We start from the raw sequence: 11,359 nt of genomic DNA on the forward strand, positions 1-11,359 counted from the left end.
GCTACTCGGACCCGATGACCACTGAGCTAGAAGCTCAGTGGGTCTCGGGACGGAGGACCTTGGTCCGGAGGACCGACTCGTTCAGGTTGAGCTGTCGGTCGAGCTCCTTGACGACCGCAGGCTCGGCCTGCAGGTCGATGACCGAGTAGATGCCCTCGGGCTTCTTCTTGATCTCGTAGGCCAGACGACGACGGCCCCAGGTGTCGACCTTCTCGACCTTTCCGTTGCCCTCACGGACGACAGAAAGGAAGTTCTCGATCAGCGGGGAGACAGCGCGCTCCTCGAGATCGGGGTCGAGGATGACCATCACTTCGTAGTGACGCATGTGGAACCCACCTCCTTTGGACTCAGCGGCCACGGTCGTTCCGTGGCAGGAGGGTCGTGATGCGTTAACAACGGTATCCGCCACCACTGACAGTCCCCTCGACGAACGAGGGACACCGCCGGGATCCAGGAAGGACCAGGGCAGACACCGGTGCAGACCGTACAGAGTACCTGCTCATCGGCCTGCGGTTGAAATCCACTGGTGAGGGGACGCAATCTGTACACATCGGATGTCGGCGGCGCCAGGATGCGCCGCCTTCCCGCAGGCAGCCAGGAGGTGCTCCATGGCACAGGCAATGCGACCCGACCCGGGCCACTCGCTCTTCGCAACCGACGGCAAGCCCCATCCGCTCCAGGACACCCTGGTCGGAGTGACACTGGTGCTGGGCATCCTCGCCTTCGTCACCGCGCAGTTCGACAACCTGCACCTGCTGAGTTCCTGGTCGGGCCTGATCGGCATCCTGACCGGCGCCTACGGACAGTTCATCTCCGTGACGACCCGGGAACGCTTCGCTCTGATCGTCGGACTCGGCGCGGCGGCACTGGGCTTCTACCTCGGTATGGCCCAGGGCGGTCTCTTCGGCGGCGTCGCCGGCTGAGCCGAACGGCACGTCAGGGCGCACATGCCCATCCGGGGCGCTCCCCGGTCACAGTAGGCTTCGGCGCGAGAGCCGGAGCCCCTGACCGATGGGGACACACCTGCCGAGGAGCGCCCCGTATGAGCCTGACCCTGAGGACCATCAGCCGTGAGCAGCATCTGGGATTCATCCAGAGCCAGCCCTCGGCGAGCCACTGCCAGGTCCCGGCGTGGGCTGACGTGAAGACGGAGTGGCGCTCGGAGAACCTCGGCTGGTTCGACAAGAACGGCGAGCTGGTCGGCGCCGGCCTGGTGCTCTACCGTCAGCTGCCGAAGATCAAGCGCTACCTGGCCTACCTGCCCGAGGGCCCGGTCATCAACTGGTACGCGCCCAACCTCGACGAGTGGCTGCAGCCGATGCTGGCGCACCTCAAGCAGCAGGGCGCCTTCTCGGTGAAGATGGGCCCGCCGGTCGTCATCCGCCGCTGGGACTCGGCCGCCATCAAGTCTGGCATTCAGGACCCGGACGTCAAGCGCCTCAAGGACGTCCAGGCCAGCCACGTCGAGCCGCGCGCCTTCGAAGTGGCGGACCGGCTGCGGAAGATGGGCTGGCAGCAGGGCGAGGACGGCGGCGCCGGCTTCGGCGACGTGCAGCCCCGCTACGTCTTCCAGGTCCCGCTCGCGAACCGCTCCCTGGACGATGTCCTCAAGGGCTTCAACCAGCTGTGGCGCCGCAACATCAAGAAGGCCGAGAAGGCCGGTGTCGAGGTCGTCCAGGGCGGCTACGAGGACCTGGCCGAGTGGCAGCGGCTGTACGAGATCACGGCCGTCCGTGACCACTTCCGGCCGCGCCCGCTGTCGTACTTCCAGCGCATGTGGACCGTCCTCAACAACGAGGACCCCAACCGCATGCGGCTGTACTTCGCGCGGCACAACGGCGTGAACCTCTCCGCGGCGACGATGCTCGTCGTCGGCGGGCACGTCTGGTACTCCTACGGCGCCTCCGACAACATCGGCCGTGAGGTCCGGCCCTCGAACGCGATGCAGTGGCGGATGCTCCGCGACGCGTACGCGATGGGTGCGACCGTCTACGACCTGCGGGGCATCTCGGACTCGCTCGACGAGACCGACCACCTCTTCGGGCTCATCCAGTTCAAGGTGGGCACGGGCGGCGAGGCCGTCGAGTACGTCGGCGAGTGGGACTTCCCGCTGAACAAGCTTCTGCACAAGGCGCTCGACATCTACATGTCGCGCCGCTGACGCATGGCGCGCCACCGACACATGGCGCGCCGCTGACGCGTGTCCCGTCGCTGAAGTTTCCGTAGTCTCGTACATACCTTTGATACACCGCTGCCATCAGAAAGGTTCCGGGCCGGCCATGGCGCTCTCCCTCTACGTCGACACCGCTCGCTGGCGCGCGCACCAGAAGACCGTGATCGACCAGTTCCCGGGGGTCATCCCGGTCTGCAAGGGCAACGGCTACGGCTTCGGACACGAGCGCCTCGCCGACGAGGCGGCCCGCTTCGGGGCCGACATGCTCGCCGTGGGCACCACGTACGAGGCCGCGAGGATCAAGGACTGGTTCGGCGGCGACCTGCTGGTCCTCACTCCCTTCCGACGGGGTGAGGAACCGGTTCCGCTGCCCGACCGGGTCGTCCGCTCGGTGTCCTCGGTGGACGGCGTCCACGCCCTGGTGGGGGCCCGTGTGGTCATCGAGTGCATGAGCTCGATGAAGCGGCACGGCGTCCGCGAGGAGGAGCTCCCGCAGCTCCACTCCGCCATCGAGGACGTCCGCCTGGAGGGCTTCGCGCTGCACCTTCCCCTGGACCGCCCGGACGGCACCGACGCCGTGGAGGAGGTCATCGGCTGGATGGACCGGCTGCGGGCCGCCCGGCTGCCGCTGCACACCATGTTCGTCAGCCACCTGCGGGCCCAGGAACAGGCCCGGCTCCAGCAGCAGTTCCCCCAGACCCGGTTCCGCGCCCGGATCGGCACCCGGCTGTGGCTGGGCGACCACGAGGCCACGGAGTACCGCGGCGCGGTCCTCGACGTGACCCGGGTCGCCAAGGGCGACCGGTTCGGCTACCGCCAGCAGAAGGCCGCGTCGGACGGCTGGCTGGTCGTCGTCGCCGGCGGCACCTCGCACGGCGTGGGCCTGGAGGCCCCCAAGGCGATGCACGGCGTCATGCCGCGGGCCAAGGGCGTCGCAAGGGCCGGTCTCGCCACCGTCAACCGCAACCTGTCGCCGTTCGTCTGGGCCGGGAAGCAGCGCTGGTTCGCCGAGCCGCCGCACATGCAGGTGTCGATCCTGTTCGTGCCCGCCGACGCCGAGGAGCCCCGGGTCGGCGACGAGCTCGTGGCCCATCTGCGCCACACCACGACACAGTTCGACCGACTCGTCGAGCGCTGAGCCGGCCGGGCCGCCTCCCTTCCGGCCGGCCCTTCCCGTAGCGCCGGCCGGCCCTTCCTTCACCCCCGGGAGCTCTGCTCTCCGGGGGTGCCCCATTCCACCCGCGGCCCGTCGTCGACGACCGGGGCCGCGTGCCGGGCCGGATGGGCGGCCCTGCCCGCCACGACGACGTCCTCCGCGCCGTCCAGGACGCCCCCCGAGGGGTCGTCCGCCCCGTCCTGCCGGACCGGGTCCTTCTCGGGCCTCAGGATGTCGCGTACGACCATCGCGCACAGGTACAAGGTGCCGGCGAGGTGCAGGACGATCACGAACTGGTAGCCGTCCACCGGCAGGCCCTGCTTGTTGCCGCTGGTCGTGAATGCCAGGTACATCCAGACGCCGACGAAGTACATGACCTCGCACGCCTGCCAGACCAGGAAGTCGCGCCAGCGCGGCCGGGCGAGGACCGCCAGCGGGACCAGCCACAGGACGTACTGCGGTGAGTAGACCTTGTTGGTCAGCACGAACGCGGCGACGATCAGGAAGGCCAGCTGGACGAAGCGCGGCCGGCGCGGTGCCGTGAACGCCAGGTAGGCGAGGCCCGCCACCGCCGCCAGCATCAGCAGCAGCGCGTACAGGTTGGCCCGGTCCGGCGGGATCGTGGCGCCCGTCCGCTGACTGACAAGGAGCCAGACCGAACCGAAGTCGACGTTCCGCTGCCTGCTGAAGACGTAGAACTGCTTCCAGCCCTCCGGCGCGAGCAGCATCACCGGCAGGTTCACCACCAGCCACGCGCTACCCGCTCCGAGCACCGCGGTCCCGAACTCCCGCCACTTCCCGGCCCGCCAGCAGAGCATCAGCAGCGGGCAGAGGAGCAGCACCGGGTAGAGCTTGGAGGCGGTGGCGAGACCCAGCAGGATGCCGAAGGCCAGCGGCCGCCCGCGCGACCACATCAGGACCGCGGCGGCGGTCAGCGCGACGGCCAGGAGGTCCCAGTTGATCGTCGCGGTGAGCGCGACCGAGGGCGCCAGGGCGACCAGGAGCCCGTCCCAGGGGCGCAGGCGGTGCGTACGGGCCACACAGACCGCGAGGACGGCCGCGCAGACCATCAGCAGGCCCGCGTTGGCCAGCCAGTACGCCTGCTCCTGCTGCGTCGTGTCGCCGCCGCCCGGCGTCAGCCAGGCCGCGACCTCCATGAAGAGCCCCGTCAGGACCGGGTACTCCAGGAACGGTATGTCGCCGCCCAGCCGGTCGAAGTAGGGCACCAGGCCGTCCGCGAAGCCCCGCCCCGAGAAGAGGTGCGGGATGTCCGAGTAGCAGGCGTGGGTGTACTGGGAGGTCGTGCCCCGGAACCAGGCCCAGTTGTAGCAGGGCAGCTTCTGCACCATGCCGAGCGCGAACATGCCGATGGCCACGAGGGCGATCACCCGCACCGGCGTCAGCTGTCCGGTGCCGGTCGAGGCCCGGCGGCCGTACGGACCGCCGATCAGTTCGCTGCCCGCGGCGGCCACCTTGTCCCGGTGGGTGGGGATGACCGTCCGTGGGCGGTCCTGCGACCGGTCCTGCGGCGCGCTCGTCTTCTGGAGGCTCGGCATGGGGGACATCCTGCCGTACGTCTCCGGGAAAACGGCGAGGGCCGCCGCGGCCGGCCCGTACGGAAGGTACGGAGCGGACGCGACGGCCCTCAGGCGGTTCCCCGGGTCCGGATCAGTCCGGGCTCAGTCCGGGATCAGTCCGGGATCAGGGCATCCAGGCCTCGTCGCCGGGTTTGCCGCCAGGGCCGTTCCCGTCGTCCGACGACGACGTTGACGGCGTCGGTGTGGTGCTGCTGGGGGGCGGCGTGGTGGTGGGCTCCCCGGTGTTGCCACCGGGGCCGCCCGGTTCCCCGGTGTTGTAGCAGTCCAGGTCCCAGACGCTGCAGGTCGTCTTGCCCGGCTTCGGCGTCTTGGTCGCCGGGGGAGGCGTGGTCGTCGCGGTGGCCGGGGGAGTCGTCGTCGGCATCTGCGTGGTCTCGGTGGGCGTCGGCGTGGCCGTCGGGGTCGGCGTCGGGCTCGGGGCACCGCCGCCGAAGACGGGCTCGGCGCCCTCCAGCTTCTCCGGCTTCGGGAAGTCCACGACCGGCATGTCGGCCACGGCGTCCGTCATGTAGTCCTTCCAGATCCGCGAGGGGAACGACGAACCGTGGATCTTCTCCTGGCCACCCGTGTCGTACATCTCCAGGAACTCGCGGTTCTTCTTCGTCTCGTCGTCGTCGAAGCGGTACATGTCGATGGCGGTCGCCAGCTGCGCGGTGTACCCGACGAACCAGGCCGACATGTTGTCGTCGGTCGTACCGGTCTTGCCCGCCACCGCGCGGCCCGGGATCCGGGCCTTGGTGCCGGTGCCACGGTCGTCGTCCACGACGTCCCGCAGCACGTCGGTCACGTTGTTGGCGATGGCCGGACTGAAGGCCATCTCGCTCTTGGCCTCGTGCTCGGCGATGACGACGCCGCTCTTCTTCACCTTCTCGACCGAGTAGGGGTCGTTCTGCTTCCCCTGATTGGCGAAGGTCGCGTACGCGCCGGCCATACGGATGGCGCTCGGGCTGGAGACACCGAGGGAGAAGGAGGGCACCTCGCCCTTGACGAGGGAGTCCTCGTGAAGCCCGGCCTTGATGGCCGCATCGCGGACCTTGTCGATGCCGACATCCATGCCGAGCTGCACATATGGCGAGTTGGCGGACTTGATCATGGCGTAGCGCAGGGAGATGGGGCCGTAGTCGGCGTTCTCGTCATTGCTCTGCTTCCACACCTTCCCCTTCTCGTCACGCCAGATCTCACCGTTGTACCTACGGACCGTCAGGTCGTTCTCGCCGGAGTAACGGCTCTTGTCCGGGTCCACGATCTTGCGCTCAGAGGGTCCCTGATCGGGCCCGAGATCCGGGTCCCGTACGCCGTCCTTCATCGCGGCGGCGAGCACGAAGGGCTTGAACGTCGATCCGACCTGGGCACCGGTGGTGTTGGCGTTGCTCGTGTAGTGCTTGGTGGCGTCGACACCGCCGTAGATGGCGACGATCTTCCCGGTCGCCGTGTCGACGGAAGCGCCGCCGAACTGGACGTGCGTGTCGTCGTTCGGGCGCTTCTTCGGGTCGATGTTCTCCTTGATGATCTTCTTGACCGCGTCCTCCATCGCGTCCACCTTCGGCTTCTCGAAGGTGGTGTAGATCTCGTGGCCGCCGCGTTCCAGCTCCTTCTCGGTGATGCCGAACTGCTGCATCATGTGCAGGTTGGCGGTGCTGACCAGGTAGCCGATCTGACCGCTCAGGTTGGCGCTCTTGCGAGGGCCCTGCACCTTGGGGAAGGCGGAGTACTTCGCGCGCTCCTCGGCGGTGAGATGCCCGTCCTTCTGCATCTCGTCGAGGATCCACTTCCACCGGTCGGTGGCCCGCTTGGTGTTCGCCTCGGGCGTGGCCCGGGAGTCGACGTCGGGGTAGCCGGCGGGGTCGTAGTAGGTCGCACCCTTCAGCACCGCGGCGAGAAGCGCCGACTGGCTGGGGTCGAGGTCCTTGGCGTCCTTGTTGAAGTACGCGCGGGCCGCCGCCTGGATTCCGTACGCGCCGCGTCCGTAATACGAGGTGTTCAGGTAGCCGGCCATGACTACGTCCTTGTCGACCTCATCGCCGACCTTCATGGAGATGAAGAGTTCCTTCACCTTCCTGGTGACGGTCTGCGACTGGTCGTCAAGACGGTTGTTCTTCACGTACTGCTGGGTGATGGTCGAGCCACCCTGGGTCTCGCCGCCCTTGGCCATGTTCCACACGGCGCGGCCGATGCCCATGAGGTCGACGCCGGAGTCGTCCCAGAACGTCTTGTTCTCCGCGGAGATCACCGCGTTCTGCATGGACTTCGGGATCTCCGCGAACGGCACGATCTGGCGGTTCTGGCCACTGCCGGTCGCGACCATGCGGGTGCCGTCGGCCCAGTAGTAGATGTTGTTCTGCGAGACCGCGGTCAGGGCCTCGTTGGGGATCTCCACGCGCGAGTACGCGATGGCGGCCGCGCCCATCAGGCTCGCGGTGAAGAACAGGAACGTGCCCGTCACGAGCTTCCACGACGGCATCCAGCGACGCCAGCCGTACTTTCCGTAACGGGGATAGTCGATGACGCGCTTCTTGCCGGGCGGGGGCCCGCCGGAGCCACGCCCGGGACCGCTGCCCCGGCCGCCTCCGCCGCCTCCGCGCCGTCCGCCTCCGGGACCGCCGGGCCCCCCGGGGCCGGCATCCGCCCCCTTCCGACGGCTGCCGCGCTGGGCGGCCCTGCGGGCCTCCGCGCGGCCCCCGTAGGGCCGCTGCTCCTCCCCGTGGGAGGAAGCAGGCCCGTACGAGGCCGAAGGGGCCCCCGTACCGACGTCTTGGGCCGGGGCCGACCTGCGGCCCACCGGCTGCTGGGCAGCGCGCCGTGCCGCCGCGCGACCGCCCGTCGGCGGCTGCTGCGGCGGCATTTTGCGACGATGCTCGCTCATCGAACGACTACTCCTCGGGCAGGCGCACAGGCGCCTGGAAGCGGCAGTTGAGTTCCGGTCCCCCCGAAATGCGCACGGACGAAGCCCCATCGGAGGCCCCTCCGTACCGCAGCCGGTCACCCCGAGCACTGACGCCCCAGGGCATCTCTCGGTTCCCGGTGTTCTGCATGCCGCACAGACTACGCACGGCCAAAACCCACCTAGGGCCGGAGTTCACCCCAAATCAGGCAAGTCGTTCGCTGTGAATTGACGATGTGACGCCGGTCACGGCGGTCCCACTTGTCGAGACAGACGGGCCGTTCTATCGTGCTGATGTATCGAGTCGATACATCAGAGCGGCATAAGGGCCCCGAGAGCGGAGGAGGAGGCGACGAATGAGCAGACGCTCCGGCATCCTCGAGTTCGCCGTTCTCGGCCTGCTGCGCGAGGCCCCCATGCACGGGTACGAGCTGCGGAAGCGGCTCAACACCTCGCTCGGCGTCTTCCGGGCCTTCAGCTACGGAACGCTGTACCCCTGCCTCAAGACGCTGGTCGCAAACGGCTGGTTGATCGAGGAACCGGGCAGCGCACCCGAGGAGGCCCTCGCCGCTTCACTCGCAGGACGCCGAGCCAAGATCGTCTACCGGTTGACGGCCGCAGGTAAGGAGCACTTCGAGGAGCTCCTCTCCCACACCGGCCCGGACGCCTGGGAGGACGAGCACTTCGCCGCACGCTTCGCCTTCTTCGGACAGACCGAGCGTGAGGTGCGGATGCGCGTCCTCGAAGGACGCCGCAGCCGGCTGGAGGAGCGTCTGGAGAAGATGCGCGCCTCCCTGGCCCGGACCCGCGAGCGCCTCGACGACTACACGCTTGAGCTGCAGCGCCACGGCATGGAGTCCGTGGAGCGCGAAGTGCGCTGGCTGAACGAGCTCATCGAGAGCGAGCGGGCAGGACGGGATCAGCGATCCGGCTCCGACGCCCCCGCTCAGCACGACAACGATTCTGGAGAAACGGGCGGCCTGCCCCGGCACGGGGGCAGTACCCGGCCGGATCCGTCCGACGACACCGCCAAGTGAAACCCTGCCTCAGCAGGGCTTCAACGATCACACAGGGAGCAACCGGAATGGGTTCGGTTCGCGTAGCCATCGTCGGCGTGGGCAACTGCGCCGCCTCGCTGGTGCAGGGCGTCGAGTACTACAAGGACGCCGACCCGGCGGCCAAGGTGCCCGGCCTGATGCACGTCCAGTTCGGCGAGTACCACGTCGGTGACGTCGAGTTCGTCGCCGCCTTCGACGTCGACGCGAAGAAGGTCGGCCTCGACCTCTCCGACGCCATCGGCGCCAGCGAGAACAACACCATCAAGATCTGCGACGTCCCGAACAGCGGCGTCACGGTCCAGCGTGGTCACACGCTCGACGGTCTCGGCAAGTACTACCGGATGACCATCGAGGAGTCCGCCGAGGAGCCGGTCGACGTCGTCCAGGTCCTCAAGGACCGCCAGGTCGACGTTCTCGTCTGCTACCTGCCGGTGGGTTCCGAGGCGGCTGCGAAGTTCTACGCCCAGTGCGCCATCGACGCCAAGGTCGCCTTCGTCAACGCCCTTCCGGTCTTCATCGCCGGCACCAAGGAGTGGGCGGACAAGTTCACCGAGGCGGGCGTCCCGATCGTCGGCGACGACATCAAGTCGCAGGTCGGCGCGACCATCACGCACCGCGTGATGGCGAAGCTGTTCGAGGACCGTGGTGTCCGTCTTGAGCGCACGATGCAGCTCAACGTCGGCGGCAACATGGACTTCAAGAACATGCTGGAGCGCGACCGCCTGGAGTCCAAGAAGATCTCCAAGACCCAGGCCGTCACCTCGCAGATCCCCGACCGTGAGCTGGGCGAGAAGAACGTCCACATCGGTCCGTCGGACTACGTGGCCTGGCTGGACGACCGCAAGTGGGCGTACGTGCGCCTCGAGGGCCGCGCCTTCGGCGATGTCCCGCTGAACCTCGAGTACAAGCTCGAGGTGTGGGACTCCCCGAACTCGGCGGGTGTCATCATCGACGCCTTGCGCGCCGCGAAGATCGCCAAGGACCGCGGCATCGGTGGTCCGATCCTCTCCGCGTCCTCGTACTTCATGAAGTCCCCGCCGGTGCAGTACTTCGACGACGAGGCCTACGCGAACGTCGAGAAGTTCATCAAGGGTGAGGTCGAGCGCTAAGGCTCGCCACGCTTGTCGATCGAGGGTCCCCGAGGCACTGCCCGGGGGCCCTCTTCGTATGTGAGTCTTGCTGCCATGTCCGTCGTACGTGATCTGCGCGTACTCCTGCGCCTGACGAACTTCCGCCGCCTGCTCGCCGTCCGACTGCTCTCCCAGTGCGCCGACGGCGTCTACCAGGTGGCCCTCGCCACGTACGTCGTCTTCTCCCCCGAGAAGCAGACCTCTCCGGCCGCGATCGCCTCGGCCATGGCGGTCCTGCTGCTGCCGTACTCGCTCGTCGGCCCGTTCGCCGGCGTCCTCCTCGACCGCTGGCAGCGGCGTCAGGTCTTCCTGTACGGCAATCTCCTGCGCGCCCTGCTCGCCGGAGGCACCGCCGTGCTCGTGCTCGCCTCCGTCCCCGACTGGCTCTTCTACGCCTCCGCGCTCTCCGTCACGGCCGTCAACCGCTTCGTCCTCGCGGGACTCTCCGCCTCCCTCCCCCGGGTCGTCGACGCCGAACGGCTGGTCGTGGCGAACTCGCTCTCGCCCACCGCGGGCACCCTCGCCGCGACTGCGGGCGGCGGGCTCGCGTTCGGCATCCAGCTCATCGGGGCCGACTCCGACGCGGCCGTGGTGGCCTTCGGGGCCGTTCTCTACCTCTGCGCCGCCCTCGCCTCCCTGCGCATGTCCCGGGAGCTCCTCGGTCCCGACCCGGACCTCGTGCCGCAGCGCATCACCTCTGCCCTCGCCTCGACCGCCCGAGGCCTGGCCGCCGGGCTGCGGCACCTCGCCGAGCGGCGGCCCGCCGCCCGCGCCCTCATCGCGGTGGGCCTCATGCGCTTCTGTTACGGCGCCCTGCTCGTCACCGTGCTCATGCTCAGCCGCTACGCCTGGAGCTCCACGGAGTCCGAGGGTCTCGGGCTCCTCGGACTCGCCGTCGCGGCCTCCGGAGCGGGCTTCTTCGCAGCCGCCGTCCTGTCCCCGTGGGCGGTGGGACGGTTCGGGCCCTTCGGTTGGATGACGATCTGCGCGGCTGTGGCGGCCGTACTCGAACCGACACTCGGCCTGACCTTCGCCCCCGCTCCCTTCCTCGTCGCCGCCTTCGTCCTCGGGCTCATCACCCAGGGATCCAAGATCGCGACGGACACGGTGGTGCAGACCTCCGTGGACGACTCCTACCGAGGCCGGATCTTCGCGCTGTACGACGTGCTGTTCAACGTTGCCTTCGTGGCAGCGGCGGGCCTCGCGGCGTTGATGCTGCCGCCCGACGGGCGCTCCCCGCTGCTGATCGGGCTCGTCGCCGCGATCTACGCGGTGATCGCGCTGGCGCTGCGACGGGAACGCGCGGAGGGGTGATGTTTCACGTGAAACACCACCCCTCACAGCTGTCGTCGGCCGCGATGTT

Annotated in this window: 9 protein-coding genes; 6 read left to right on the plus strand and 3 right to left on the minus strand. The window is 68.6% G+C overall.

All coding sequences use genetic code 11. The annotated features are described in order from the left end of the window. Window positions 1-34: 34 nt before the first annotated feature. Window positions 35-325 (minus strand): 30S ribosomal protein S6, encoded by a 291-nt coding sequence (rpsF, locus tag IO20_RS0108430; RefSeq protein ID WP_015034882.1) that lies wholly within the window; start codon window positions 323-325, stop codon window positions 35-37. Between the two features lie 283 nt (window positions 326-608). On the opposite strand from rpsF, the gene IO20_RS0108435 reads away from it, so the two are divergent. The 3 genes from IO20_RS0108435 to IO20_RS0108445 all read left to right on the plus strand — a co-directional run bounded on the left by IO20_RS0108435 (window position 609) and on the right by IO20_RS0108445 (window position 3,311). Then, entirely contained in the window at window positions 609-923 is a 315-nt protein-coding gene (locus tag IO20_RS0108435; protein WP_030549746.1) for a hypothetical protein, read from the plus strand. A gap of 119 nt (window positions 924-1,042) precedes the next feature. Next, a complete protein-coding gene (locus tag IO20_RS0108440; protein WP_030549747.1) occupies window positions 1,043-2,161 on the plus strand; it encodes a lipid II:glycine glycyltransferase FemX in 1,119 nt (372 codons plus the stop codon). 118 nt (window positions 2,162-2,279) lie between these two features. Further along, the gene (locus IO20_RS0108445) at window positions 2,280-3,311 is read left to right on the plus strand and encodes an alanine racemase (protein ID WP_030549748.1); all 1,032 of its coding nucleotides are present in this window, start codon (window positions 2,280-2,282) and stop codon (window positions 3,309-3,311) included. Window positions 3,312-3,370: 59 nt separating this feature from the next. Here the strand turns inward: IO20_RS0108445 and IO20_RS0108450 are convergent, their stop codons facing one another. Together IO20_RS0108450 and IO20_RS0108455 are read right to left on the minus strand one after the other, a co-directional pair. Then, on the minus strand, window positions 3,371-4,885 hold the full coding sequence (locus IO20_RS0108450; protein WP_030549749.1) for a glycosyltransferase family 87 protein: 1,515 nt from the start codon (window positions 4,883-4,885) through the stop codon (window positions 3,371-3,373). Window positions 4,886-5,030: 145 nt separating this feature from the next. Continuing rightward, complete coding sequence (locus IO20_RS0108455; RefSeq protein ID WP_037634903.1) at window positions 5,031-7,790, minus strand: transglycosylase domain-containing protein; 2,760 nt, start codon at window positions 7,788-7,790, stop codon at window positions 5,031-5,033. Window positions 7,791-8,164: 374 nt separating this feature from the next. Here IO20_RS0108455 and IO20_RS0108460 point away from each other — a divergent pair, with 374 nt between their 5' ends. From IO20_RS0108460 to IO20_RS0108470, 3 genes are all read left to right on the plus strand, one after another. Next, window positions 8,165-8,845, plus strand: coding sequence for a PadR family transcriptional regulator (locus IO20_RS0108460; RefSeq protein WP_030549751.1), 681 nt, complete (start codon window positions 8,165-8,167; stop codon window positions 8,843-8,845). 47 nt (window positions 8,846-8,892) lie between these two features. Further along, a complete protein-coding gene (locus tag IO20_RS0108465) occupies window positions 8,893-9,975 on the plus strand; it encodes an inositol-3-phosphate synthase (RefSeq protein ID WP_030204977.1) in 1,083 nt (360 codons plus the stop codon). Window positions 9,976-10,050: 75 nt separating this feature from the next. Next, complete coding sequence (locus IO20_RS0108470) at window positions 10,051-11,310, plus strand: MFS transporter (protein WP_030549752.1); 1,260 nt, start codon at window positions 10,051-10,053, stop codon at window positions 11,308-11,310. Window positions 11,311-11,359 lie beyond the last annotated feature (49 nt).

It is taken from the genome of Streptomyces exfoliatus (assembly GCF_000725545.1).
GTDB lineage: Bacteria > Actinomycetota > Actinomycetes > Streptomycetales > Streptomycetaceae > Streptomyces > Streptomyces exfoliatus.

What these genes read in the sequence shown, in the direction of transcription:
- rpsF (WP_015034882.1), bottom strand. Translation starts at nt 325, where the DNA reads ATGCGTCACTACGAAGTGATGGTCATCCTCGACCCCGATCTCGAGGAG.
- IO20_RS0108435 (WP_030549746.1), top strand. Translation starts at nt 609, where the DNA reads ATGGCACAGGCAATGCGACCCGACCCGGGCCACTCGCTCTTCGCAACC.
- IO20_RS0108440 (WP_030549747.1), top strand. Translation starts at nt 1,043, where the DNA reads ATGAGCCTGACCCTGAGGACCATCAGCCGTGAGCAGCATCTGGGATTC.
- IO20_RS0108445 (WP_030549748.1), top strand. Translation starts at nt 2,280, where the DNA reads ATGGCGCTCTCCCTCTACGTCGACACCGCTCGCTGGCGCGCGCACCAG.
- IO20_RS0108450 (WP_030549749.1), bottom strand. Translation starts at nt 4,885, where the DNA reads ATGCCGAGCCTCCAGAAGACGAGCGCGCCGCAGGACCGGTCGCAGGAC.
- IO20_RS0108455 (WP_037634903.1), bottom strand. Translation starts at nt 7,790, where the DNA reads ATGAGCGAGCATCGTCGCAAAATGCCGCCGCAGCAGCCGCCGACGGGC.
- IO20_RS0108460 (WP_030549751.1), top strand. Translation starts at nt 8,165, where the DNA reads ATGAGCAGACGCTCCGGCATCCTCGAGTTCGCCGTTCTCGGCCTGCTG.
- IO20_RS0108465 (WP_030204977.1), top strand. Translation starts at nt 8,893, where the DNA reads ATGGGTTCGGTTCGCGTAGCCATCGTCGGCGTGGGCAACTGCGCCGCC.
- IO20_RS0108470 (WP_030549752.1), top strand. Translation starts at nt 10,051, where the DNA reads ATGTCCGTCGTACGTGATCTGCGCGTACTCCTGCGCCTGACGAACTTC.